23 protein-coding genes are annotated in these 24421 nt (G+C 72.1%); 13 read left to right on the forward strand and 10 right to left on the reverse strand.

Annotated elements, in window-relative coordinates:
* Nucleotides 1–75: 75 nt before the first annotated feature.
* Nucleotides 76–1191: a family 2 encapsulin nanocompartment cargo protein terpene cyclase gene (locus ACIA8R_RS50610; protein WP_397045196.1), complete on the forward strand. Its 1116-nt coding sequence runs from the start codon at nt 76–78 to the stop codon at nt 1189–1191.
* 37 nt (nt 1192–1228) lie between these two features.
* On the forward strand, nt 1229–2083 hold the full coding sequence (locus ACIA8R_RS50615; protein ID WP_357706856.1) for a geranyl diphosphate 2-C-methyltransferase: 855 nt from the start codon (nt 1229–1231) through the stop codon (nt 2081–2083).
* On the opposite strand, the gene ACIA8R_RS50620 is transcribed toward ACIA8R_RS50615, so the two are convergent.
* Together ACIA8R_RS50620 and ACIA8R_RS50625 are read right to left on the reverse strand one after the other, a co-directional pair.
* Nucleotides 2084–2887 carry an MBL fold metallo-hydrolase gene (locus tag ACIA8R_RS50620; protein ID WP_397045199.1) on the reverse strand — a complete coding sequence of 268 codons (804 nt, stop codon included), beginning with the start codon at nt 2885–2887 and terminating at the stop codon, nt 2084–2086.
* Between the two features lie 42 nt (nt 2888–2929).
* Nucleotides 2930–4120, reverse strand: a complete 1191-nt coding sequence (locus ACIA8R_RS50625; RefSeq protein ID WP_397045201.1) for a 4-hydroxybenzoate 3-monooxygenase — start codon at nt 4118–4120, stop codon at nt 2930–2932.
* Between the two features lie 151 nt (nt 4121–4271).
* Here ACIA8R_RS50625 and ACIA8R_RS50630 point away from each other — a divergent pair, with 151 nt between their 5' ends.
* The gene (locus ACIA8R_RS50630; RefSeq protein ID WP_397045203.1) at nt 4272–4631 is read left to right on the forward strand and encodes an ArsC/Spx/MgsR family protein; all 360 of its coding nucleotides are present in this window, start codon (nt 4272–4274) and stop codon (nt 4629–4631) included.
* A 5-nt stretch (nt 4632–4636) separates the two neighbouring features.
* Here the strand turns inward: ACIA8R_RS50630 and ACIA8R_RS50635 are convergent, their stop codons facing one another.
* Together ACIA8R_RS50635 and ACIA8R_RS50640 are read right to left on the reverse strand one after the other, a co-directional pair.
* The gene (locus ACIA8R_RS50635; protein WP_364099594.1) at nt 4637–5491 is read right to left on the reverse strand and encodes an FRG domain-containing protein; all 855 of its coding nucleotides are present in this window, start codon (nt 5489–5491) and stop codon (nt 4637–4639) included.
* A gap of 66 nt (nt 5492–5557) precedes the next feature.
* Nucleotides 5558–6430: a patatin-like phospholipase family protein gene (locus tag ACIA8R_RS50640; protein ID WP_397045205.1), complete on the reverse strand. Its 873-nt coding sequence runs from the start codon at nt 6428–6430 to the stop codon at nt 5558–5560.
* A 71-nt stretch (nt 6431–6501) separates the two neighbouring features.
* On the opposite strand from ACIA8R_RS50640, the gene ACIA8R_RS50645 reads away from it, so the two are divergent.
* Complete coding sequence (locus ACIA8R_RS50645; RefSeq protein ID WP_364099600.1) at nt 6502–7068, forward strand: hypothetical protein; 567 nt, start codon at nt 6502–6504, stop codon at nt 7066–7068.
* A gap of 17 nt (nt 7069–7085) precedes the next feature.
* On the opposite strand, the gene ACIA8R_RS50650 is transcribed toward ACIA8R_RS50645, so the two are convergent.
* On the reverse strand, nt 7086–7925 hold the full coding sequence (locus ACIA8R_RS50650; protein ID WP_397045207.1) for an NmrA family NAD(P)-binding protein: 840 nt from the start codon (nt 7923–7925) through the stop codon (nt 7086–7088).
* A gap of 223 nt (nt 7926–8148) precedes the next feature.
* On the opposite strand from ACIA8R_RS50650, the gene ACIA8R_RS50655 reads away from it, so the two are divergent.
* The 4 genes from ACIA8R_RS50655 to ACIA8R_RS50670 all read left to right on the forward strand — a co-directional run bounded on the left by ACIA8R_RS50655 (nt 8149) and on the right by ACIA8R_RS50670 (nt 11387).
* On the forward strand, nt 8149–8832 hold the full coding sequence (locus tag ACIA8R_RS50655; protein ID WP_397045209.1) for a response regulator transcription factor: 684 nt from the start codon (nt 8149–8151) through the stop codon (nt 8830–8832).
* An 88-nt stretch (nt 8833–8920) separates the two neighbouring features.
* Nucleotides 8921–9520: an NADPH-dependent FMN reductase gene (locus ACIA8R_RS50660; protein ID WP_397045211.1), complete on the forward strand. Its 600-nt coding sequence runs from the start codon at nt 8921–8923 to the stop codon at nt 9518–9520.
* 11 nt (nt 9521–9531) lie between these two features.
* Nucleotides 9532–10548 carry an ATP-binding cassette domain-containing protein gene (locus tag ACIA8R_RS50665; protein ID WP_357706869.1) on the forward strand — a complete coding sequence of 339 codons (1017 nt, stop codon included), beginning with the start codon at nt 9532–9534 and terminating at the stop codon, nt 10546–10548.
* A complete protein-coding gene (locus ACIA8R_RS50670) occupies nt 10545–11387 on the forward strand; it encodes an ABC transporter permease (RefSeq protein WP_364099615.1) in 843 nt (280 codons plus the stop codon). The genes ACIA8R_RS50665 and ACIA8R_RS50670 overlap by 4 nt, the downstream gene beginning before the upstream one ends.
* Before the next feature lie 90 nt (nt 11388–11477).
* Here the strand turns inward: ACIA8R_RS50670 and ACIA8R_RS50675 are convergent, their stop codons facing one another.
* Nucleotides 11478–12125, reverse strand: a complete 648-nt coding sequence (locus ACIA8R_RS50675; RefSeq protein ID WP_397045214.1) for a hypothetical protein — start codon at nt 12123–12125, stop codon at nt 11478–11480.
* 652 nt (nt 12126–12777) lie between these two features.
* Between ACIA8R_RS50675 and ACIA8R_RS50680 the strand changes: the two genes are divergently transcribed.
* Nucleotides 12778–13239 carry a hypothetical protein gene (locus tag ACIA8R_RS50680; RefSeq protein ID WP_397045216.1) on the forward strand — a complete coding sequence of 154 codons (462 nt, stop codon included), beginning with the start codon at nt 12778–12780 and terminating at the stop codon, nt 13237–13239.
* Between the two features lie 73 nt (nt 13240–13312).
* On the opposite strand, the gene ACIA8R_RS50685 is transcribed toward ACIA8R_RS50680, so the two are convergent.
* Both ACIA8R_RS50685 and ACIA8R_RS50690 read right to left on the reverse strand, forming a co-directional pair.
* Nucleotides 13313–16504, reverse strand: a complete 3192-nt coding sequence (locus tag ACIA8R_RS50685) for an ATP-binding protein (protein WP_397045218.1) — start codon at nt 16502–16504, stop codon at nt 13313–13315.
* Nucleotides 16505–16552: 48 nt separating this feature from the next.
* Nucleotides 16553–17749, reverse strand: a complete 1197-nt coding sequence (locus tag ACIA8R_RS50690; protein WP_357706874.1) for a cytochrome P450 — start codon at nt 17747–17749, stop codon at nt 16553–16555.
* A 141-nt stretch (nt 17750–17890) separates the two neighbouring features.
* Between ACIA8R_RS50690 and ACIA8R_RS50695 the strand changes: the two genes are divergently transcribed.
* From ACIA8R_RS50695 to ACIA8R_RS50705, 3 genes are read left to right on the forward strand one after another with little or no spacing between them, the layout of a single operon-like run.
* Entirely contained in the window at nt 17891–19408 is a 1518-nt protein-coding gene (locus ACIA8R_RS50695) for an FAD-dependent monooxygenase (protein WP_397045220.1), read from the forward strand.
* A 19-nt stretch (nt 19409–19427) separates the two neighbouring features.
* Complete coding sequence (locus ACIA8R_RS50700) at nt 19428–20381, forward strand: NAD(P)-dependent oxidoreductase (RefSeq protein ID WP_357706876.1); 954 nt, start codon at nt 19428–19430, stop codon at nt 20379–20381.
* A 51-nt stretch (nt 20382–20432) separates the two neighbouring features.
* The gene (locus tag ACIA8R_RS50705) at nt 20433–21182 is read left to right on the forward strand and encodes a sulfite exporter TauE/SafE family protein (RefSeq protein ID WP_357706877.1); all 750 of its coding nucleotides are present in this window, start codon (nt 20433–20435) and stop codon (nt 21180–21182) included.
* A gap of 14 nt (nt 21183–21196) precedes the next feature.
* Here ACIA8R_RS50705 and ACIA8R_RS50710 read toward each other — a convergent pair whose 3' ends face one another.
* Nucleotides 21197–21916 carry a hypothetical protein gene (locus tag ACIA8R_RS50710; protein ID WP_397045223.1) on the reverse strand — a complete coding sequence of 240 codons (720 nt, stop codon included), beginning with the start codon at nt 21914–21916 and terminating at the stop codon, nt 21197–21199.
* A gap of 198 nt (nt 21917–22114) precedes the next feature.
* On the opposite strand from ACIA8R_RS50710, the gene ACIA8R_RS50715 reads away from it, so the two are divergent.
* Complete coding sequence (locus tag ACIA8R_RS50715) at nt 22115–23674, forward strand: cellulase family glycosylhydrolase (RefSeq protein WP_397045225.1); 1560 nt, start codon at nt 22115–22117, stop codon at nt 23672–23674.
* Nucleotides 23675–23782: 108 nt separating this feature from the next.
* Here ACIA8R_RS50715 and ACIA8R_RS50720 read toward each other — a convergent pair whose 3' ends face one another.
* Nucleotides 23783–24361, reverse strand: coding sequence for a TetR/AcrR family transcriptional regulator (locus tag ACIA8R_RS50720; protein WP_397045227.1), 579 nt, complete (start codon nt 24359–24361; stop codon nt 23783–23785).
* Nucleotides 24362–24421: the final 60 nt, after the last annotated feature.

Consider the following 24421-nt stretch of genomic DNA (forward strand, 5'->3'; position numbering starts at 1 on the left):
TGGCTACTCTACTTTTAGTAGCTGAATAACTACTTTCGGTAATGTCCTGCTCCTCCTCAAGGGAAGAGGCGCGCCATGCCCCAGTACGCCGCGGCCCCGCGGCTCCCGACCGGCCCCACCGGCCTCGGAACCTCCGCGCTCCACCTTCCGGCCCCCGCCCCGCCCCCAGCGCCGCCTCCCGGACCACGGCAGCTCCTGGCCCCCATCCCCTACGCGGAGCGAGAGTGGGGCGACGGCTCCTACCCGCCGCTCTACTGCCCCGAGACGGTCCGCGACGACCCGGCGCTCGGCGCGGAGGTCGACCGGCGGCTCGTGGCCTGGGCCGAGAAGGTGGGCCTGCACGCCGGGCGGATGGACGAGTTCGCCGCCACCGGGTTCGGCCGGCTGGTGATGCTCGCCCATCCCGACAGCGACGACCCCGACCTGCTGCTGATCGCGGCACAGATGAACACCGCCTGGTGGGCGGCCGACGACTACTACGCCGACGAGACCGACCTCGGCGCGAGCCCCACCGAGCTGCCGCCGCGCCTGGCGCTCGTCATGTCGGCCATGGACCCGCCGCCGCCCGCGGGCGCGTACACCGGGCAGCTCGAAGAGGCGATCGAGGCCGACCCCGTGCTGGTCTCGCTGCGCTCGGCCACCGACCACCTGTCCCGCCACGGCACCCCGTCGCAGGTCATGCGGGCCTGCAACACCACCTTCCAGATGTACGTGAGCTGGACGGCCTACGCCGCCTGGCGCTACCTGGAGACGCCGCCGCCCGTCTGGCGCTACCTCGCGGCCCGGCAGCACGACAGCTTCTACACGTCCATGACCCTCATCGACGTCGTCGCCGGCTACGAGCTGCCCGCCGACCTCTTCTACGACCGGCGTTTCCACACCGCGCTCATGCAGGCCGGCACGGCCAGCGTCATCGTCAACGACCTGCACTCCGTGGCGAGGGAGGCGGCCGACGAGCTGCCCGACTCCAACCTCGTCCTGCTCATCGCGGAGGAGGAGAAGTGCTCCACGCGCGAGGCCACCGAACGCGCCGTCGCGCTGCACAACGACTTCGTCAAAGGCTTCGAGACCAGCCAGCGCGAGCTCGCCGCAGTTCCGTCCGTGGAGCTGCAGCGGTTCCTGCGTGGCGCCCAGGGCTGGATGGCCGGCTGCCTCGAATGGCACGGCAGCAGCAGCCGCTACCACTCATGACACCGGCCGCCCCCGGCCGGGAAGGAGCTCTTCCCAGGTGACCGTCAACACCCATTCCCCCGTCCTCACCAGCCACTACCAGCACTCCGTCGCCAGCTACTGGAACGCCGAGAAGAACCCGGTCAACCTTCGTCTGGGCGACGTCGACGGCCTGTACCACCACCACTACGGCATCGGCGAGGTGAACTGGACGGTACTCGACGGCCCCGAGGACACCCGCGAGGACCGCATCGTCAAGGAGCTCCACCGCCTGGAGACCGCCCAGGCCGACCTGCTGATCAGCCACCTAGGCCCGCTCGAACCCCACCACCGGGCGCTCGACGCGGGCTCCGGCCGCGGCGGCAGCAGCCTCCTGGTCAACATGCGGTACGGCTGCGAGGTCGACGGCGTGTCCATCTCCGAGTCGCAGGTCGCCTTCGCCAACGACCAGGCCAAGAAGCGCGGCGTCGACGACAAGGTGCGCTTCCACTTCCGCAACATGCTGGAGACCGGCTTCGAGACTGGATCGTTCCAGGCGAGCTGGAACAACGAGAGCACCATGTACGTCGAGCTGTCCCTGCTGTTCGCCGAGCACTCCCGGCTGCTGCGCCGGGGCGGCCGGTACGTGTGCGTCACCGGTTGCTACAACGACGCCTACGGCCTGCCGTCCCGGGCGGTCAGCCAGATCAACGCCCACTACATCTGCGACATCCACCCCCGGAGCACGTACTTCGAGCAGATGGCGGCCAACCGGCTCGTCCCGGTCAGCGTCGTGGACCTGACGGCGGCCACGATCCCGTACTGGGAGCTGCGCGCCCGTACCCATCTGGCCACGGGCATCGAGCAGTCCTTCCTCGACGCCTACAAGAACGGCAGCTTCCAGTACCTGCTCATCGCGGCCGACCGCGTCTGATCAACCGGCCACCGCGGCGGCCAGTTCCCACGGGTCGTGGGCCGAGAAGACGCTCACCTGGTCGCCGTGGTCCCGTACCAGCTCCCGCAGCCGGGCCTGGGTGCCGAGCCGCAGGTCGTGATGGACCTCCGAGCGGGTCTGGACGACGTCCATCAGCGGGTGGGGATGCGGGTCCGGCTGCAGCTCGCGGTGGTAGTAGTAGGCGTCGCCGCAGTGCAGCAGCCAGCGGTCCCCCTCGCGGACGGCGACGCCGGTGTGCCCGGCGGTGTGCCCGCCGAGGGGGACCAGCCTGATGTCCTCGGGCAACCCGTCGGGCTTGATCGAGGCGAAGCCGAACCAGTCGTCGTTCGCCTCCGGGGTGTAGGTGACCCAGTCGGGGCCGTGCGCCCAGTGGGCCGGGCGGTAGCGGTAGCTCGGGGCCTCGGCCAGCGCCGCCTCCAGCTCGGCGGCCAGCAGGTGCACCCGCGCGCCGGGGAAGTCGGGCAGCCCGCCGCAGTGGTCGACGTCGAGGTGGGTGACGATGACGTGGCGCACGTCGTCCGGGCGGTAGCCGAGCCGGGCGACCTGGCGGACGGCGGTCTCCTCCTCCTCCAGCGCGGGCTCGGCCATGGCCACCCAGTCGGCGCCCAGCGTGCCTGCCGGGTCGCGCACATCGCCGAGCCCGAGCCCGGTCTCGACCAGCACGAGCCCGTCGGCCGGGGTCTCCACCAGCAGGCAGTGGTTCACGGCGGGGGCGGCGGGCGGGCCGTCGTAGGTGGCTTCGATCGTCCGTACGGATCCGCAGTTCAGGTGATGAATCCTCATGGGGACGATCGTCGTACTTGAACCGCGGTTCAAGTCAACTCGTCAGCCGCCCGCCATCATGTCGCCGAAGGCGCGGGCCGCCGGGCCCGAGGTGAACAGCCGGTCGAGCCGCGCCCTGGCCAGCCGGCGGCGGAACGGCCCGGCCAGCGTCTCGTCGCCGGCCTCGTGGGTCATCTCCGTCATCCAGCGGGAGAACTCCTGGTGCTGCCACACGCGTTCGAGGCAGGTGGCCGAGTAGGCGGCCAGCGGCTCCTCGTCGCCCTCCCGTACGGCGGCGCGCAGCGCGCGGGCCAGCACGTCGGCGTCGGCGACCGCCAGGTTCATGCCCTTGCCGCCCATGGGCGTGATGATGTGGGCGGCGTCGCCGACCAGGAAGAGCCGGCCGTAGCGCATCGGGTCGACGACGTGGCTGCGCATCTCGACGAACGCCTTCTCGCCGATCGGGCCGTCCGGCAGGTCCTTGTCGGCCAGGCGCAGCCGCAACTGGGCCCAGATCCGCTCGTCGGGCCAGTCGGCGGCGGTGGCGTCGGGGGCGCACTGGAGGTAGAAGCGGCTGGCCCGCGGGCCGCGCGGGAAGTGGGCGGCGAACCCGTGGGCCGTGATCGCCATGAGCGGGAAGCCCGGCGGCGGGACGTCGGCCAGCACCGTCAGCCAGCCGATGCCGTAGTCGTGGGAGTAGGTGGTCAGGGCGTGCGCGGGCACGCCGGCCCGGCTGACGCCGTGGTGGCCGTCGCAGCCGGCGACGTAGGAGCAGGCGATCTCGTGCGTGCGGCCTTCGGCGTCGCGGTACGTGACCGTCGGGGCGGCTCCCCCGACGCCGTGCGGGGTCACCTCGGCCGCCTCGAACCGCAGGTCGCCGCCGGATTCGAGGAGGCGGGCGAGCAGCCGGCCGACGAGGACCTGCTGCGGCACGAGCCGGCCCGATCGGCCTTCGGTGATCGCGGAGACGTCGAGGAAGCGCTGCTCGCCGTCGACGCGGAACTCGAACCGGGTCTCCTGCGGCATGCCCGCCAGGACGGTGTCGGCCAGGCCCCACTCCTCGAAGACGCGGGCGCCGTGGTGGTCGAGGATGCCGGCGCGCTGGCGCTGCTCGACGTACGGGCGGCTCTGCCGTTCGAGCACCACGCACTCGACGCCGGCCTGGCGCAGCAGGTTCGCCAGGGTCAGGCCGGCCGGACCGGCTCCGATGACGACGACCTCGGTGCTCTCTCGCCTGCTGGTCTTCCCGGACATGGCGGTCCTTTCGCCTCGGTGACGCGCAGTGGTACCCGGCCAGGATGATCACGATGATAGTCCGCGCGATCACCCGCCCACCGGGAGATCGTGCGCTTCGGGGCCCCGGCTGACCTCCGCCGGGGCGCCCAAGCGTGAGAACCTCGGCGTCATGGAAATCTGGATCAACCCCGACTGCTCCAAGTGCCGCTCGGCCCTGTCGATCCTGGACGCCGAGGCGGCCGACTACGAGGTCCGCCGCTACCTGGAGGACCCGCCGTCGCCCGACGAGCTGCGCGCCGTCCTGGCCAGGCTCGTGCTGGAGCCGTGGGACATCACGCGTACGGGCGAGCCGGTCGCGGCCGAGCTGGATCTCGACGCCTGGCCGCGCGACCCGGACGCCCGCGAGCGCTGGATCGCCGCGCTGTCCGCGCACCCGGTCCTCATCCAGCGGCCGATCATCACCGCCGACGACGGCCACACCGTGATCGGCCGCACCGAGGAGGCCGTGCGGGACACGCTGTCCAGGTGACGCGGTCAGTCGTTCATACGGCCCTCCCGCTGGCCTGGGCGCTCGGGGCCGGCCATGCTGGAGCCGCCCGCGGGCACGTCGACGCTGCCCGGCGAGTAGTAGCGGCGCAGCCATTCGGCCAGGCCGTCGAGGCCCCCGAGCAGCACCCGCTCGGTGATCCCGGCCTGGTCGAGCCGCCGCCGGATCTCGACCTTGACCTCGGCCGGGATCGACCAGCCGCGCCACAGCCCGGGATGGGCGGCCAGCCAGTCGTCGAGCTGGTACGTCGCCCCCGACATCGCCGACAACACCGACGACTGGTTGACCATGCGCTCGTCCAGCGAGGGCGGCTCGAAGAAGACCACGAACGGGCGGTCGCGGCCGAGGGCGTCGAAGCGGGCCAGACCGGCGGCGCGTTCGGCGAGCATCTCGGTGCTGAAGAGCAGCGCGCCCTCGCCGTCGAGCACCTCGCGCAGCGGCTCGGGCAGCAGGCGGTGCGCGCCCGCGCAGTCGACGGCCAGCAGGACGGCGTCCTCGCCGGGCCAGGACGCGGTGGCGAAGTGCAGGGCGACCAGCGGGGAGAAGGTCCAGTCCAGGAGGCGGGTGGGCAGGCCGTGGTGCTGGCCGAGGGCCAGCCAGTCCCAGACGGTCGGGCCGGGGGCGGCTCTGTGCGCGTATTTTCTAAAATTTCGTATCAAGTGGGCTTCTAGGGTGGCGTAGTCGCCCGCCAGCCGCGCGAGCCTGTGCACGTGCGAGTACGCGCTCTTCGCCAGGCCGCGGAAGACCAGCGGCGAGTGCGCGTGGGCCGGCCCGTCGCCGTGGCCGGCCGCGCCGATCGCGTCGTCCAGCTCCCGCCAGGACGACACCGTCACCATCCCCATCCGCCTCCGGTGCCCCTGTGCGCCCTGGTCACACCTGCCGCCACCAGGGCGCCCGGGTGCGCCCGGCTAGGTCCACATGCTGTGGACGGCGGCGGCCACCCGCCGGCCCTGCTCGCGGCCCGCGTGGGCCGCCGGTGACCGTACGGCGGGGTCGAGCGGGTTGGGGCCCATGGCCGCGACGGCTCCCTCGTCCGGGCTGACGACCTCGACCGTGGAGCCTTCCTTGCGCAGCTGGGCCACCTCCTGTTCGAGCGACGTCCAGGGGGAGGCGGGCGCGCCCGGCGGCTGCGGCGACACCACCAGCACCCGCTCGAAACCGGCGGCCAGGTCCGCGTTGTCGCTGGACCGCACGCCGCCGTCGACATAGCGGCGGCCCTCGATGGTGACCGGCGGCCAGACCCCCGGCACGGCGCAACTGGCCGCCACCGCGTCCACCAGCTCCACCCCGGACGCCCGGTCGAACAGGCGCGTCTCTCCGGTCACCGCGTCGAGCGCGACCAGCACGAGCGGCCGCTGCGGCCAGCCGGTCTCCGGCAGGCGGGAGGCCACCGCCGCCCGCCGTTCCGGCTCGCCGAGCGTGGGGGCCTTCAGCGCCCAGGCGCCGATGCGGCGGTGCAGCTCGTCCCGGTCGTGGGCGCCGGCCAGGATCTCCTGGAGGCTGCCGGCGAAGGAGGCGGCGTCGAACACCGCGGGGATCTCCCTGGCCTGCAGCGCGGGGTCGACCTGCCGCTGGAACAGCTCCTCGACGGTCAACCCGCTGCGGGCCTGGGCACCGACGGCCGACCCGGCGGAGGTGCCCACGATCAGGTCGGCGTCCCGTACGTCCGCGCCTTCGTCGGCCAGCCCGGCCAGCACGCCGGTCGCCCACGCGATGCCGGCGACGCCGCCGCCCCCGAGCACCAGGGCCCGCCGACGGTCAGAAGCTTCAATTCCGTCCATGAGGATCATCATTCATCAATCAGGAACAAAGCGCGCGTCTCATCCGGGCCGTCCGTGTGTATGGTGAGTCAGTGGAACGTACTCATGATTTTGGGTACAACCCCGCCGTCGAGAGCCTGCGACTCATCGATCACGGGCTGCCGAGGTCCCTGCCCGGCAACCTGAGCGGACGCTTCCGCTTCACCCCTGCCTCCCTGTACGTCGGCGACCGGATCGCGGCGACCGCCTTCGCCCGCCTGGACGGCTTCGGCCTGTCCTGGGTGGACGTCTGGCTGCTGTCACTCCACCGCGGACGCTGGGCGTTGCGCGCCGGCGACAGCAGGTCGGCCGTGCGCAGCGACGACCTGCTGGCCCATCGGCAGGGGGTCTCGGTGCTCAAGGAGCACGCGCTGACCGACGAGAACGGGCGCTTCGACACCAACGCGGGCCGCTGGCTGCCCCGGCCGAAGCGGTGGGTGGCCTACGGGCTGCTGCGGCTGTCGGCCGAGGTGGAGACCGTCAGGCTGGGCGGGCGGGAGGTGCCGGTGCCGGGACACGGCCTGCAGGCGCTCGCCTGGCGGCTGCGGGCCGGCCCGGTGGTCGCCGACCTGCTCGACGACCTGGGCGAGACGATCGCCGCGGTGAGCCTGACCCCGTAGCCCCCGGGCGTTTCACGTCAGGCGGGGAGGAAGTCGGTCGCGTGGTCGTGGGCCCAGGTGCGGAACGTGCGCGCGGGCCGGCCGAGCAGCTCCTCGACCGTGCCGGTCACGCGTTCGGGGGTGTGTGTGAACGACTCCCACGCCCTGAGCCGGGCCTCCACGAACGCCGGATTCCCCCAGGCGGCCGTCAACTGCTCGCGGGCGACCTCCGGCGGCAGGTCCTCCCAGCGCACCTCGCGTCCGATCACCTCGCCGACGGTCCGCGCCAGCTCCTCCTGGGTGATCGACTCGGGGCCGGTGATCAGGTACTTGGCGCCGTCGTGGCCGGGGGTGGTGAGCACGTGGGCGGCGACGTCCGCGATGTCCCGCTCGTGGATCACCGATCTGGCGGCCTTGCCGTACGGGAGCCGTACCACGCCCTGCCGGATCTGGTCGGCCCAGGCCAGCGTGTTGGTGGCGAAGTCGATGGCCCGGACGAACGTCCACCGCGTCCCAGACGCCCTGATCAGCCGTTCGATCTCCTGGTGGTAGATCGTGGCCGGCTCGCCGTCCTCCAGGTCGGTCACGTCCGCCGACAGGTACGCGACCTGCCCGGCTCGCTCGGCCACCGTCGTCACCACCCGGGGATCGACGGGGATGCCGGGCCACATCAGGTACACACCGTCCACGCCGTGCAGGGCGGGCCCAAGGGAGTCGAAGTCCGCCAGATCCCCGCGTACGGGCTCGGCCCCCTCGGGGAGCACCGCCCTGGCCGGGTCGCGGACCAGCGCCCGCACCTCGTGCCCCGTCTCCGCCAGGGAGGAGACGACATGCCTGCCCACGTTGCCGGTCGCGCCGGTCACCAGAATTCTGCTCATGAGGGCAGCCTAGAACCTAGACCCCAGTCAAGGTCTATTCAAAGAACCGACTCACCCAGGTGATATGCCGCACATTCCGGGTAGCGGCGGTATTGGTGATCGCGCTTCAAGGGATGAGAAGGGCCCGGCCCCGGCCGGGCCCTTCTGCTTGTCCCAGGGCCTCACATGCGATTCACAAGCGGTCCTCAGACAAACCTCATGCACGTCCGGCATCGTTCCCGGCATGCACCCGACCGCCTCGACCGTCTCGCCCGGATCCGCGCGCGGCTCGTACGCCGTCCTCGTCGTGGACGAGCGTCCGCTCGGCGAGTCCCTCTCCCGCGCGATGCGCCGCTGGGACGTGCGAAGCCTGCGCGGCGGCGAGGCGCTCAAGGCGGTACGCGGCTTCCGTCCCCGCGCGATCGTCCTGGACGCCACGACCGGCGGACGGCTCCTGCCCCGCCTGCGGGCCGCGCTGCCCGGCGTGCCGGTGCTCTTCCTGACCCCGCCGGACTCCCCGCCCGACCGGGCGTCCTGGCTGCGCGCGGGCGCCGACGACTACGTGACGCGCCCGTTCAGCGTGGACGAGGTCGTGATCAGGCTGCACGGCCTGCTGCGCCGCTCGGCCGCCCCGCTGGCCGTCGGCGACCTCACCCTGGACCAGGAGACCCGCCAGGTACGGCGGTCCGGCGAGGAGATCCGGCTGACCCCGACCGAGTTCGAGCTGCTGCGGCTGCTCATGCGCCATCCGGGACGCGCCCTCAGCAAGGCGCAGATCCTCGACCGGGTGTGGGCCTACGACTTCGCCGGCCAGGGCAACATCGTCGAGCTGTACATCTCCTACCTGCGCCGGAAGATCGACGCGGACCGCCGTCCGATGATCCACACCCTGCGCGGCGTCGGCTACGTGCTCAGACCCGCCGCCTGACGGCCCGCTAGATCCCGTCTAGCGACCTTCTGGCGGCCGTCTCGCGCCTCCTGTGTGAGAGCCCGCAACGGGCCGAGGGAGGTGGACGATGGCGAGCGAAGAGCACACCGCCGGCGGGAGCGCCGTACCGCTCCGCCTCGCGGTGATCATCGGAAGCACCCGCGTCGGGCGGATGGGCGAGACGGTGGCGAAGTGGTTCGCCGGCCGTGCCCGTGACCGTCCCGACCTGGCGGTCAGCCTCGTCGACCTGGCCGACTACGCCTTCCCCGGCCATTACCCCGAGCAGAGCAGCCCCTCGATGCGCCGCTTCACCGCGGCCGTCGGCGAGGCCGACGCCTTCGCCGTCGTCACCCCCGAGTACAACCGCAGCTTCCCGGCCTCGCTCAAGCAGGCGATCGACTACGCCTACGACGAATGGCAGGCCAAGCCGGTCGGCTTCGTGGCCTACGGCTCGGGATCGTCCGGTCTGTACGCGGTCGAGCAGCTCCGTACTGTCTTCTCCGCCCTGCACGTCGTGACGGTGCGCGACTGGGTAGGTCTCGACCTGCTGGGGGACGACGTGGCCGGGAGCGGCGAACCGTACGACACCGACGACCGCGTACCCGCGGTCGCGGCCATGCTCGACCAGCTCACCTGGTGGGGACGGGCGTTGCGGGACGCCCGGCACGCCCAGCCGTACTGCTCATGAGAGGAACACCCATGCGAGACCTGGCGATACAGACCTCCGGCCTGGTCAAGGTCTTCGGCGACAACCGCGCCGTGGACGGCCTCGACCTGGAGGTGCCGGCCGGCACCGTCTACGGCGTGCTCGGCCCCAACGGCGCGGGCAAGACCACCGCCGTCCGCATGCTGGCCACCCTGCTCCGGCCGGACGGCGGCGAGGCCACCGTGTTCGGGCACGACGTGGTGCGCGAGGCCGACGCCGTGCGCAGCCGCGTCAGCCTGACCGGCCAGTACGCCTCCGTCGACGAGGACATGACCGGCGCCGAGAACCTGATCCTGCTCGGCCGCCTCCTCGGCCACCGCAAGCCGGCCGCCAGAGACCGGGCGGCGCAGCTCCTGGAGGCGTTCGGGCTGACCGAGGCCGCCGGGCGGCAGGTCAAGACGTACTCGGGCGGCATGCGGCGGCGCATCGACATCGCCGCCAGCATCCTCAACACGCCTGACCTGCTCTTCCTCGACGAGCCGACGACCGGCCTCGACCCGCGCAGCCGCAACCAGGTCTGGGACATCGTCCGCATCGTCGTCGCCCACGGCACCACCGTGCTGCTCACCACCCAGTACCTGGAGGAGGCCGACCGGCTGGCCGGCCGCATCGCGGTCATCGACCACGGCAGGGTCATCGCCGAGGGCACGCCGGGCGAGCTGAAGTCGTCGGTCGGCTCCGGCTCGGTGCACGTACGGCTGCGCGACCCCGGCACCCGTCCCGAAGCGGAACGGCTGCTGGCCCAGACCCTCGACGCGCCCGTCTACCTGGACGCCGACCCCGTGTCGCTCACCGCCCGCATCGCCGGGAACGGCCGCGAGGCCGCTGCCGCCGAGCAGGCCTCGCGCGCGCTCGGCCGCCTGGCCGAGGCCGGGATCGTCGTTGACGACTTCTCCCTCGGCCAGCCCAGCCTGGACGAGGTCTTCCTCGCCCTCACCGACCACCCCGCCACTGGGCCCGCCACCGAGACCGCCACTGAGTCCGCCACCGACCGGGAGGCCGCAGCATGACCGCCACCACCGAGACCGCCACGACCTACTCCCCCGCCGCCGACGTGCTCGGCACCGTGCTGGCCCCCGCGGCGAAGCCGCCGCGGCCGAGCGCCTGGTCGGCTTCGGTCACGTTCGGCTGGCGGGCCATCCTGAAGATCAAGCACGTGCCCGAGCAGCTCTTCGACGTGACCGCCTTCCCGCTCATGATGACGCTGATGTTCACGTACCTGTTCGGCGGCGCCCTGGCCGGCTCCCCGACGGACTACCTGCAGTTCCTGCTTCCGGGAATCATGGTCAGCAGCGTCGTGATGATCACCATGTACACCGGGGTCGAGGTCAACAAGGACATCGAGAAGGGGGTGTTCGACCGCTTCCGCACCCTGCCGATCTGGCGTCCCTCGACCATGGTGGGCTACCTCCTCGGCGACGTCCTGCGCTACACCATGGCCTCGACGGTCATCCTCGCGGTCGGCCTGGCCCTGGGGTTCCGTCCGCAGGGGGGCGTCACGGGCGTGCTGGCCGGGATCGTGCTGCTGCTCGGCTTCTCCTTCGCCTTCTCGTGGGTGTGGACGATGTTCGGCCTGCTCATGCGGAGCGAGAAGTCGGTGATGGGCGTGAGCATGCTCGTCCTGTTCCCCCTGACCTTCCTGAGCAACGTCTACGTCGACCCGGCCACGATGCCCGGCTGGCTGCAGATCTTCGTCAACGTCAACCCGATCACCCGCCTGGTGGCCGCCGTCCGCTCCCTGATGGCCGGCACCCCGGACATGGCCGAACTGGCCTGGGTCCTGATCGCGTCGGTCCTCCTCATCGCCGTCTTCGGCACCCTGACCATGCGCCTCTACAACCGCAAGTAGCCCCCACGCTCGAAGAGCGGGCGCGAAGAAGGCATCCGATGCCCTTCGCGCCCGCTCTGCTGCGTCGGCAAGGGTGTGCGACTCGGCCTTTCAGGATCGTGTGAATGCCCACCGGCCGTCGGCGTGGATCGTCACCAGAAGCGTGCCGTCCGGCAGCAGCACCTCGCCACGGTAAGAGCCGATCTCGTTGATCAGCCCGTTCTGCATCTCTTCTGTGTAGGAGTGCACGATGAAATTGCTGCTGCCCGAATGATCGGCCTTCACCGTGCTCAGGCCCGAACTCGCCGGGGACAACAGCAGCACGTCGTCGCCGCGGCCCGATATACGTGACCCCGTCCACTGGCGGGCCATCGTGATCGGTTTGAGCGTGAGGGTCCATGCCCCGTCAGCCTTGATCGTGAAGCCGCGAAGCACCTTGCCGTTGTCCTCGTTCACGATGACCGTGCCTTGGTACGCGCCGATCTCGTTCACGATGGACACCTGCTCCGCTCCTCCAGGGTCGAGAGGATGCACGATGAAGTTCGCCGATCCCTGGTGCGTGAGCGTCGCCAGCAGGACGTGCTCGGTCTCCCCCACCTTCACCACCTTGTCACCGACTCCGCGATACGTGCGCGGCTGCATCGTCGGCGACGGCGACGGGCTGGGTTGTTCTTCCTCGACCGGCGCGCCTGCTTCTGCCTGGCCCGCGGAACTGCTCGAGGGCTGTTCGGCCACAGTGAGCCGTTCCCTGCCGTTCACCGGACGTCCCCCCGACAGGACCGCCGCGAACACCAAGAGGACGAGCAGGCCGCCTACGATTCCAGCCGCCACCTTCAGGCCGGTGTGCTTCTTCGGCGGTCGACGCGGCGGCGGGAACCCCTGCCCGTAACCGGGCGGAGGTCCCGATGGCGGAAAGCCTCCTGGAGGAGGACTCTGGGGCGGATACCCGTGCGGAGGCGGGCCTGACGGCCGGTAGCCACCCGGCGGTGGCCCCTGCGGCGGCCCGTACGGGTACGACATGGCGACTCCAACGAGGATGACCGGACGTACCCGCACATCGGTGCCGCCTGGCGGGTTCGTTACAAGCCGTGCTGCCATGAGTGCTGGTCGTCAACGCGGGCTCCGCAAGAGTCACCCTGCTACGTCTTCACAGCTGGCGTCGCCGATTCGGAGAGCCTTCGTACGCGCTGTGCACCGTTCCGCGGAATCACGCGTCCAACCGCGTCCGTACCCTTCTGCTCAGGAGTCACAGATGCGTTTACATTCCCGCGTTGTCCTCGGCCTTATCGCGCTTGCCGGAGCGCTCCTCGTCTCACCGGTCCCCGCGCAGGCGGCCACTGCGCATTCGGGTGTCCTTCGAGGCGAAGGTGACGACGTCGTCCGCATCCCTGTCACGTCCAGGCCCAGCGTCGTGAAGCTGACCCACCAAGGCGAAAGCAACTTCGCCGTATGGACACTGACGACGAGCGGCAAGCAGGTGGATCTCCTCGCGAACGTCATCGGCGACTACAAGGGCACGGTCGCGTTCAACGTCAGCGGCCTTCACAAGATCCAGTCGATGAGCGTGAACGCCGACGGCCCTTGGACCCTGCAGGTCCTTCCGCTCGCCAAGGCTCGCTACTGGCCGATCAACGCGCAAGGAACGGGTTCGGACGTGCTGCGGCTCACCACGGCCAGCAAGGGGCTGCGTCGCCTGACGCTTCGTCACGATGGGGAGTCCAACTTCGCGGTGTGGGCGCTCGACAATCGCGGCCAATACACCGACCTGCTCGTCAACAAGATCGGCACGTACAGGGGACGTGTCGCCCTTCCTCCTGGCACCCGGTATGCCGCCATCACGGCGGACGGCACTTGGAGCATCACTCGCAACTAGGTAGCCCAAGACTCTGCACCGTGGGGCAACGGGCCCCGACCCGACATCCTGCTTGGCCGGCCCGTCGTAGGCGTCACAGGCGCCAGGTGATGGGGGTGGTGGGCTGGTAGCGGCAGGTGGCGCCGGTGGAGATGGTGGCGCGGAGGTGGGTGGCGAGTTCGGGGTGGGTGTGGGTGAGTTTGCGGAGGGTGTCGCGGATTCTGGCGGTCACCGTCTTGCGGGCGCGTTCGGCTTCGTCGCCCAGGCGGCGGGAGCGGCCGCCCAGCCCGGCGGCCGTGCGGAGCTCCTCCAGCAGGGCCGCTCGTTCGCGGTCGTACTCGGCCGCCCGGTCGTCGTCGCCGCGTTCGGCCGCCCGGTCGATCTCGTCGTCGAGGACGGACAGGCGGCGGCGGTAGCCGGCCTTGGCCTCCTCGTCGAGCACCGCGTCGCCGCCCATCCCGCGGGCGGCCAGCACGAGGTCGCCGCCCTCCGGGGCGAGCAGGTGCACGGCGGGGATGTCGGCGCCGGGGTGGCCGAGCAGGTTGTGCAGGTCGCGCAGGCCCTTGGCGTCGGGCATGTGGGCCAGCCGCCCGGCGAACCCGAGGGTCCAGACCTCGCCGTCCTTCCGGAAGTCGCCCGCGGGCGGGCCGAGGCCCTCGTGCGGTTCGGGGGCCTCGGGAGGCGCGGGACGGTCGTCGGCGACGGGCCGGGGGACGTCGGGCGTGGGCAGCGCCGGGAGGGTGTCAAGGACGTGGTGCATGCCGAGCTCGGCCGCCTCCCGACGGACCTCCTCCAGCAGGGGACGGGCCCGGCCCGGGTCGCCGCCGCCCAGGAGGGCTTCGGCCAGCCGGGCGCGGGCCAGGACCGACCACGGGCGGGCCCGCATGCGGTCGGCCGACCGGTAGGCCCGGGTGAACCCCTCGGCCGCCTCCTCCCACCGCTCCTCGGCCAGGTCGAGCACGGCGATCCACAGGTCGTAGGGCCCGCTGATGTCCCACCCGTAGTAGGAAACCGCCCACCGCCCCCGGTACGGCAGCAGCGCGGCCCGCGCCCCGGCGGCCAGCTCCCGGTCGCGGGTGGCGGCGGCCAGCTCAGCCTGGAAACGCAGCCACAGCGGTTCGGTCATGCGCCCGACCGCCGCGCCGGCCAGGTGGTGGCGCAGCGCGGTGCCGACGTCGCCGGCCTGCAGGGCGGTCAGCGCCTCCAGCAGGCCGCGGTCGGGATGGCGGCCGGCCCTGAGCCTGCGCAGGGCGTCTTCCTGCTCCTCCACCCTGCCCTGGAGCCAGAGCATCGCCCAGCGGTGGTGGTCGAGCATGACGTCGAAGTCGTGGCTCTTGTCGTCGAGGGAGAGCCCTGTCATCAGCGACTCGGCCTCGGCGAAGCGGCCCGCGAGCGCGGCGACGATGCTGGCGTCGACGGACGTGGTGACGTTGAGGTGGGCGTCGTCGGTGCTGCGGCCCTTGGCCGCGTAGTCGTGGAACTGGGCGAGGTAGCGGGGGTCGCCCTCCTCGATCATGGCGACCCAGCGCAGGGCGCCGGCGTAGTGTTCGAGCTCCCGGTCGGAGGTGCGCCGGGCGACGGCGAGCAGCTCGTCGGTCAGGGCCACGCGCTCGCCCGCCGTGCCGGGGCCCCAGATGATGTCGTGGTGGGCCCACAGGCTGAAGGCCAGGACGTCGTCGTCGCCTCCCTGGCGGGCCTGGGCGGCGAGGTGGAAGACCAGGTCGAGGGCCAGGCGGTCGTCGGGGACCGGCTCTCCTACGAGGCCGGCGTGGGCCCGGCGCAGCCGGTCGAGCGAGGCGTCGTGGCCGTAGTGGGAGCGGAAGACCAGCGCGACGCGGGCGGTCAGCTCGGGGTCGCCGAGGCCGGCGGCCAGGGCGCCGGCCTCCTCGAACAGGGCGCGGGCCTCGTCGCGCTCGCCGCGGTGGTGCAGCTCTCTGCCGAGGTCGAGGCAGCTCAGCACGCGCCGGCGCGGCCCGGCGGCGGCGCTCACCTCGTGGGCGCGGCGCAGGTGGCCGAGCTCCTCCTCACCGGCGAGCCGGCTGCGGGCGGCGCGGGCGGCGGCCTTGAGGAGGTCGATCGCCCGCTCGGGGTCGAGGCGGTCGCCCGCCAGGTAGGCGTGCCTGGCCAGGTCGCTCGGCAACATCCGGCGGGCCAGGTCGGGGGTGCCGTCGAGGGCGCGGACGATCGCCGCGTGCAGGTCGCGGACGTTGGCGACGGCGTCGTAGAGGGTCTCGCGGACCAGGTCGTGGGCGAAGGCGAACCGGCCGCCGCCCTTGGTCACCATCAGCTTGGCGATCACGGCCAGGTCGAGGAGGCGGTCGACATGTGCGACGGGGGCGGCCACGGCGGCGGCCAGCACCTGGCGGTGGAACTCGCGCCCGAGCACGGCCGCGGCGGGCAGCAGCTCCGACACCGGACGCGGCAGCAAGGACAGGCGGCGCAGCAACGCGTCGCGGACGCCCGGCGCGACGGCGGTGGCCGAACCGCCGCTGCGCCACAGCCTGGCGGTCTGCTCGACGAAGAACGGATTTCCGCCCGTGCGCACGTGGACCTCGGCCACCAGGTCGGCGGGCGGGTCGTGACCGGCGGTGCGGGCCATGAGCGCGCCCACCCCGGCCTGGTCGAGGCCGGTGAGCGTGATGGAGGTGGCCTTGGCGACGAGCGGGGACAGCAGGTCGCGCAGCGGGTGGTCGACCGGCTCGACCTCGGCGTCGCGGTAGGTGCCGATGAGGAGCAGGCGCTCGAACCAGGTCTGCCGGGCGGCGAACTCCAGGAGCCTGAGCGAGGCGGGGTCGGCCGCGTGGAGGTCGTCGATGACGATCACGAGCGGGTGGTGCTGCGAGAGCGCCACCAGGGCGGTGGTGACCGCGTCGTAGATCTGGAACGCGGAGGCGGGGTCGGTGTCGGCGGCGGTGACGTCGATGTGCGGCTGGGCGAGCGCCGCCGCCTCGCCGAGGAGGGCGGCCAGGCTGCCCCCGGCCGCCTGCTCGGCCTCGGCCCACTCCTGGGGGGCGGCCGCGCGGCGCAGGGCGCGGATGACCTGGACCCAGGGCCAGTAGCCGGGGGCGCTGCCGGAGTCCCAGCAGGCGCCGCCGACCACGAGGGCGCCCCTGCGCCTGGCCTCGGCGGCGGCGCTGGTGACGAGCGTGGTCTTGCCGATGCCGGCCTCGCCGGTGACGAGGACCAGGCCGCCGTGGCTGTCGATCACCCGCGAGACCTCGGCACGCAGCAGCGCGGCGGGGTGGTCCCTGCCGATCAGCTCGTGTGGCCTGGCTTCGGTTGGCATGACACCCGCACGTTATCCGCCGCCACCGACAAAATCGCGTGGACGCCGCTACCAGGCGACCTCCAGCGCGGTCAGGCCGTACACGACGTTGAAGGAGCGGAACTCCGGCGTGGCCTCGGTCGGGCGCAGGCCGGGGAAGCGCTCGAAGAGCGCGGGGAAGGCGATCTTCATCTCCATGCGGGCGAGCGGCGCGCCCAGGCAGTGGTGGACGCCGTGGCCGAAGGCGACGTGGCCGGGGGCGCCGCGGGTGATGTCGAGGGTGTCGGGGTCGGCGATGAAGGCGGGGTCGCGGTTGGCGGCGGGCAGCGAGCACAGGATCATCTCGCCCGCGCCGATGGTCCGGCCGCCCAGCTCGACCTCCCTGGACGTGAACTTGATCGTGCCGGAGTGGACGATGCTGAGCCAGCGCAGCAGTTCCTCGACCGTCGCGTCGATGCGCTCGGGCTCCTTGCGCAGCAGGGCGAGCTGACCGGGGTTGCGCAGCAGGGCGAGCGTGCCGAGCGAGAGCATGTTGGAGGTCGTCTCGTGCCCGGCGAGCAGCAGCAGGTTGCCGATGCCGACGAGCTCGCTGGTGGTCAGGTCGTCGCCGTGCTCGCGGATGAGCATGCCGAGCAGGTCCTCGCCGGGGTCGGTGCGCATGCGGGTGACCAGGTCGCGCATGTACGCCCGCGACTCGAAGTTCGCCGCCACCCGCTCCTCGACCGGCAGCGACAGGTCCAGCATGCGCCCGGAGCGCCGCTGGAAGTCGGCCCGGTCCTCGTACGGGACGCCGAGCAGCTCGCAGATCACCAGGGACGGGATCGGCAGCGCGAACGACGACACCAGGTCGGCCGGGGAGCCTGTGGCCTCCATGGCGTCGAGGTGCTCGTTCACGATGTCCCTGATGCGGGGTTCCAGCCGCTTCATCCGGCGGATCGTGAACTCGGGCGTCAACATCCTGCGCAGCCGGGTGTGCTCGGGCGGGTCCTGGCCGAGCAGGTTGCCCGCGCGCAGTTCGGCGAGCTGTTCCTCGCTCAGCTCGGGCGCTCCCGGCATGCGGGCGGCGCCCTGCCTGGCGAGCTTGAACCGTTCGGCGTCGCCGAGGACCTCGCGGACGTCGGCGTACCGGGTCACCACCCACGCCTCCAGGCCGAGGAGGGCGTCGATGCGCTTGATCCGTTCCTGGTCGCGCACCTCGCCCAGCTCGGGGGCCGGATCGAACTCCACCCGCCGCATGTGCAGCGGCACCGCCGAGGACTCAGTCATGCAACGACCGTAACAAGTCCGGCGGCCGTCCTCTAGATCGTTTCCGTTCGGTGATCCGGCCGGCGGTTTCGGCCCGAGCTTGACGTGGGACGCGCGGCGCTTGGAGTATGCCGCTGATCGCCGTGACGAATGGGAGCTAGTGTGCGCCAGACCGACATACCGGTACTGATCGCCGGAGGCGGGCCCGTAGGACTGGCGACGGCCGTGGAGCTGGCCCATCACGGGGTGCGCAGCATGGTCGTCGAACCGCGCGAGAGCGTGTCGTGGCTGCGTCCGCGCGCCAAGACCACGTCGGCGCGGTCGATGGAGCTGCTGCGCAGGTGGGGGCTGGCCGGGACGTTGCGCGCCCGTTCGCCGCTCGCGGTCTCCTGGTCGGACGAGGCGGTGTTCACGACCGGCCTGCTCGGCCGCGAGATCACCAGGATCGGCGGCTGCTTCGGACTCGACCTGGCCGGCTCCGACCTGGCCGCCGAACCGGGCCAGCAGGTCGCGCAGCCGATCGTCGAGGAGGTGCTGCGCGAGGCCGCCGGTGACGCGCTGCTCACCGGCTGGCGGTTGACCGGCCTGCGCGAGGACGCCGACGGCGTCACCGCCGACCTGGCCTCCGCCGACGGCGACACCCGTCAGGTACGTGCCGCGTACGTCGTCGGCTGCGACGGCGCCCGCAGCGTGACGCGCGCCGCCATCGGCGCCCGCTACGAGGGCAGGCAGGACGCCAGGCCCAACTTCAACGTCGTCTTCCGCGCGCCCGGCCTGGCCGACCTGGTCCCCCATGGCCCCGCCGTGCACTACTGGGTGCTGAACCCGGCCCAGCCCGGCATGCTCGGCCGGCTCGACCTGGAGGACCTGTGGTGGTGCATCGCCCAGGGCGTCCCGGCCGAGGGCACCGACCCCGTACGCCTGGTGCGCAACCTGGTCGGGGCCGACGTCGAGGTCGAGATCCTGGCCACCGACCCGTGGACCGCGCGCATGCTGCTGGCCGACCGGTACGCCGGCGACCGGGTGTTCCTGGCGGGCGACGCCGCGCACCAGAACCCGCCCTACGGCGGCCACGGCTTCAACACCGGCATCGGGGACGCGGTCAACCTCGGCTGGAAGCTGGCCGCCGTACTGAACGGATGGGCGCCCGCCACCCTGCTGACCAGCTACGAGGCCGAACGGCGGCCGATCGCGGCGGACACGATCGAGTCCGCCGCCGCCAACATGGCCACGCTCGCGCCCGAACTGGCCGATCCCGCGCTGATGGGCTCGGAGGCGGAGTTCGCGCGGGTGCGCCCGGCCGTCGCGGAGGCGGTGCGGCGGACCAAGGACAACGAGTTCCACAGCCTGGACCTGGTGCTCGGGTACTCGTACGCGGGGTCGCCGGTGGTGGCGGACGGGTGCGGCGAGCGGCTGCCGCACCGGTGGCTCGCTCCCGGCGAGTCGCTCTACGACCGGCTCGGGCCCGGGTTCAGCCTGGTGGGCGACCTGTCGTCGCCGGAGGCGAAGGTGCTGGTGGAGCGGGCGGCCGAGCTGGGCGTGCCGCTGCGGGAGGTGGACCTGCCGGACGCGGCGGGCACGCTCGCGCTCGTACGTCCCGACCAGCACGTGGCCTGGCGCCCGTCGTCCGGCCGGGACGCGGCCCACGCCCTGGACCTGGCGATCGGGCGTACGGGGTGAGCCGGTCTAGGGTGGGCGCATGCGTGTAGTGGTGATCGGGGCGAGCGGGCACATCGGCACCTACCTGGTCCCGCGGCTGGTGGACGCGGGGCACGACGTGGTCGCGGTCAGCCGGGGCAGGCGGGGGCCGTACACGCCGCACGGCGCGTGGGAGCGGGTCGCCACCGTGGTCGCCGACCGGGAGAGCGAGGAGGCCGAGGGCACGTTCGGACGGCGGATCGCCGAGCTGGAGGCCGACGTCGTCATCGACCTCATCTGCTTCACCGAGGCGAGCGCCCGGCACCTGGCCGGCGCGCTGGCCGGGCGGGTCCGGCAGTTCCTGCACTGCGGGACGATCTGGGTGCACGGCCCGAGCACCCGCGTCCCGACGACCGAAGACCGCCCGAAGCGTCCCATCGGCGAGTACGGCCGGCAGAAGGCCGCCATCGAGGCGTACCTGCTCGACCTGGCCGCGCGGGAGGGATTCCCGGCCACGGTCGTCCATCCCGGGCACATCACCGGCCCCGGCTGGATCCCGGTCAACCCGGCGGGCAACCTCGACCCGGCGGTGTTCCAGGCGCTGGCCGACGGCGCGGAGGTGCGGCTGCCCAACCTGGGCATGGAGACCGTGCAGCACGTCCACGCCGACGACGTCGCCCGGCTGTTCGTGGACGCGCTGAACAACCCGGCCGCCGCCAGGGGCGAGAGCTTCCACTCGGTGGCCGTGACCGCGCTGACGCTGCGCGGCTACGCCGAGGCGGTGGCGGGCTGGTTCGGCAGGGAGGCGCGGCTGTCGTACCTGCCGTGGGAGCAGTGGCGGGAGACCGTGCCGGAGCGGGACGCCCGCGTCACCCACGACCACATCGCGCACAGCCCCCACTGCAGCATGGAGAAGGCCGGACGCCTGCTCGGCCACCGTCCCCGTCACACGTCGCTGGAGGCGGTCGCGGAGGCGGTCGACTGGCTGGTGGCGGCGGGCACCCTCACCCGCTGACCCCCACCTGACCAGCGAGCGCACCGGACCCACGCACTAGAGTCACCCGCCATGACACCTTGGGAGATGGCCGCGGTCTTCGCGGCCGGCATCGGAGCAGGGGGCATCAACGCCGTCGTCGGTTCCGGGTCGCTGATCACGTTCCCGACGCTGCTGGCCGTCGGCCTGCCGCCGATCACCGCCAACGTCTCGAACAACATCGGCCTGGTGCCCGGCGGCGTGACCGGCGTCCTCGGCTACCGCACCGAGCTCCAGGGTCAGCGCGGCCGGCTGCTCCGTCTGGCCTCGGCCTCCGCGCTGGGTTCGCTGATCGGCGGGCTGCTGCTGCTCAACCTGCCCGAGCGCACGTTCACGGGTGTCGTCACGGTGCTGATCGGGCTGTCCTGCGTGCTGGTCCTGGCCCAGCCCAGGATCAGCCGGATGCTGGCCAGCCGTCCGCGGCAGGCGCACGGCGGGCCCTGGTTGTGGCTGGGCGTGCTGGCCGCCGGGGCGTACGGCGGCTACTTCGGGGCGGCGCAGGGCGTGCTGCTCATCGGCCTGCTCGGTATCTTCCTCGACGAGGAGCTCCAGCGCGTCAACGCCGCCAAGAACGTGCTCTCGCTCGTGGTCAACGCCACGGCCGCCGTCCTCTACACGCTGGTCGCCGACGTCGACTGGTGGGCCGTGCTGCTGGTGGCGCTCGGCTCGACGGTCGGCGGGTTCCTCGGCGCGCGGGTGGGACGCAGGCTGCCCGCGCCGGTGCTGCGCGGCGCGGTCGTCTGCATCGGGGTCGTGGCGATCGTCAAGCTCCTGACCGCCTAGCCGGCGTAGCGGAGTCAGCCCGCCATCCCCACGAAGAACGCCACCGGGACCAGCGCGAGGGTGAGGGCGAGCGCCCACCAGCGGGGCGCGGGGCCCGTCCGCAGCACCGCGACGCCCATGGGCACGAGCGCGACGGCGAGCCCGGCCAGGGCGGCCAGCGCGATCGGGTCGCTGCTGCCCTTGAGCACGCCGAGCGGCAGCCCGGCCGCCAGCGCCAGCGCGACGCATCTGGCCACGCCGACCGGCCCGGCCCCGAAGGCCCTGGTACGGAACGCGCCGACGGCCAGCACGAGCCAGCCGCCCATGATGCAGACGTTGACCGCCTTGAACACGTGGAAGGCCCCGTAGGTGCCGGCGACGACCCGCTGGGCCGCGTCCGGGCCAAGCGCGTCCACCAGCTGGAAGGCCAGATGGCTCACCCCTGCGTGGAACACCCTGCCGAACAGCCCCAGCACCGCCAGCGTCACGCCCCACCTGGCCAGGGCCGGGTGGGCGGCGCCGATCACCCGGCCGAGCGCGGTCACCGCGGGCCACAGCAGCACGGCGCCCGCGGCGTACAGGCTGTAGGAGAGCACCATGCGGCCCGGGTCGGCGGCGTAGGCGGCGAGCTGGCCGGGGAAGAAGTCGTCGGCGCCGAGCCGGAGCAGGACCCCGGCGAGGAGCAGCGCCGGGCCGAGCACCAGCCCGGTCCCCTCCGCCCAGCGCCCGGGGACCGTGATGTGCGTGATCGTCATGACCACCATCCAAGTGACGGACGCGTCCGGGCACATTGGCGCGGCCGCGAGGACCCGTACTCCACCTGGCACTACTCCGGCATGAAAGTTTCAGACGTTCTCGCAGGTCAGGACGGCTGGTGGGCGTCCTCGCATTGACGGGCCCGAACGCGGCGGCCCAGCATGACGCCGCGTTCCCCTCCTGGAAAGGGCACCCCCATGCAGACCTCGAAGGCGGCACTGACCGCCCTGGCCACGGTGGTGGCCGGAGCGGCTGTCGCCGTCGCGCTGACCACCACCCCGGCGGGCGCGGCGACCGGCACAGGGACCGGCTACCTGCACACCAGCGGCAACAAGATCCTCGACAGCACCGGGGCGACCGTCCGGCTGACCGGGATCAACTGGTTCGGCATGGAGACCGACAACAAGACCTTCCACGGCCTGTGGTCGAGCAACCCCTGGAAGAGCCAGATCGACAAGATGGCCTCGCTGGGTTACAACACGCTGCGGGTGCCGTACTCGAACGACGCGCTCAAGCCGGGGGCCGTCGCCACCGGGATCAACGACTACGTCAACCCCGACCTGGTGGGCCTGTCCCCCATGCAGATCCTGGACAAGGTCGTGGACTACGCGGGCGTCAAGGGCATGCGGATCATCCTCGACCGCCACCGCCCGACCGCGGCCGGTCAGTCCCCGCTCTGGTACGTCAGCGCCACGCCCGAGAGCACCTGGATCAACGACTGGAAGACCCTGGCCCAGCACTACGCGAACAACCCCACGGTCATCGGCGCCGACCTGCACAACGAGCCGCACGCCGAGGGCACCAACCCCGCCGCGACCGGCGCCTGCTGGGGCTGCGGCGACCAGGCCCGCGACTGGCGCCTGGCGGCCGAACGGGCGGGCAACGCGGTCCTGGGCGTCAACCCCAACTGGCTGATCTTCGTCGAGGGCGTGAGCTGCCCGAGCGGCGGCCTGTCGAACGTCTGGGACAACGATCCCAGCAACGACGAGGACTGCGGCTGGTGGGGCGGCAACCTGTCGAAGGCCGGCCAGTACCCGGTACGGCTCAACGTGGCGAACCGCCTGGTCTACTCCCCGCACGAGTACGCGACCTCGGTCTACCACCAGACCTGGTTCGACGCCCCCGACTACCCCGCCAACATGCCCGCCATCTGGGACAAGTACTGGGGCTACCTGTACAGGCAGAACATCGCGCCGATCATGATGGGCGAGTTCGGCACCACGCTGGCCTCGAACGTCGACAAGGTCTGGCTCCAGGAGCTCATGAAGTACACCGGGACCGGGGTGAACGGCATGTCGTTCACGTACTGGTCGTGGAACCCGAACTCGGGCGACACCGGCGGCATCGCCAATGACGACTGGACCACGATCAACCAGGCCAAGCAGGACATCCTGCAGCCGTACCTGATCCCGCCGGCCGGGGGCGGAAGCAACCCGACCACGTCGCCGACGGTGAACCCGCCGGGCCAGTGCACGGTCGCCTACAAGCAGACCAACGCCTGGCAGGGCGGCTTCCAGGGCGAGGTGACGGTGAAGAACACCGGCACGTCCCCGATCGGCAACTGGACCGCGACCTGGGCGCTGCCCTCGGGGGTCACCCTGAACAACGCCTGGAACGCGGTGGTGACGGTGTCGGGCACGACCTGGACCGCCAAGGGGCCCGACTGGGCGAGGAGCCTGGCGCCGGGGGCGTCGGTGGCGATCGGCTTCACCGCCGACGGCCCGGCGGCCACCCCCGCGAACACCACCTGCTCCTGACCTCCCGCCGACCTCCCGCCCGCGTTCCCCGCCCGGGGACGCGGGCGGGCGCTTTTCCCCAGGAAGGGGGCGCGGGCGGGCGCTTTCCCCCGGAAGGGGGCGGCTCGGTCAGGTGAAGGGCCGGGACATCTCGTCGAGCATCTCGGCCATGACCTGCCGCAACGAGCGCGACTGGCGCTCGTCCACCCACAGGTGCGACCCGAGACGCAGGGCCGTGAGGAACCCCGCCGCCACGACCCGGGGACGCACCGGGCTCTCCCGCTCGGAGATCACCTCGGCCAGGTCGCGCTCCAGCGCCGCGTGGTTGGCGAGCTGCCGGGCGAGCAGCGACGGGTGCTGCTTGGCCAGGCGGGCGCGTACGGCCCACTCCCGCGCCGGCTCGCCCACCTCGTCGAACACGTCGTCGATCGCGCCGCACAGCGCCTGCCAGGCGGTCCGGCCGGCCGGCTGGGCGCGCACCTTCTCGACCAGGTCGCGGATGCGCTGCTCCTCGCCGTAGAGGACGGCGTCCTCCTTGCCGGCGAAGTAGTTGGAGAACGTGCGGCGCGAGATGTTGGCGGCGTCGGCGATGGTCTCGACGGTGACGGCGTCGAGGCCGTGCTCGCCGACCAGCCGCATGGCCGCCTCGTGCACGGCCTGCCGCGTCTCGGCCTTCTTGCGCTCGCGCAGCCCGCCGGTGCTGTCCATGATGCGCCAAGCCTACCGTTCGGGAATATATGCTCAGCAGGCAAACTTTCCCATTGGGCA

It is taken from the genome of Nonomuraea sp. NPDC051191 (assembly GCF_044455665.1).
Taxonomy (GTDB): Bacteria; Actinomycetota; Actinomycetes; order Streptosporangiales; family Streptosporangiaceae; genus Nonomuraea.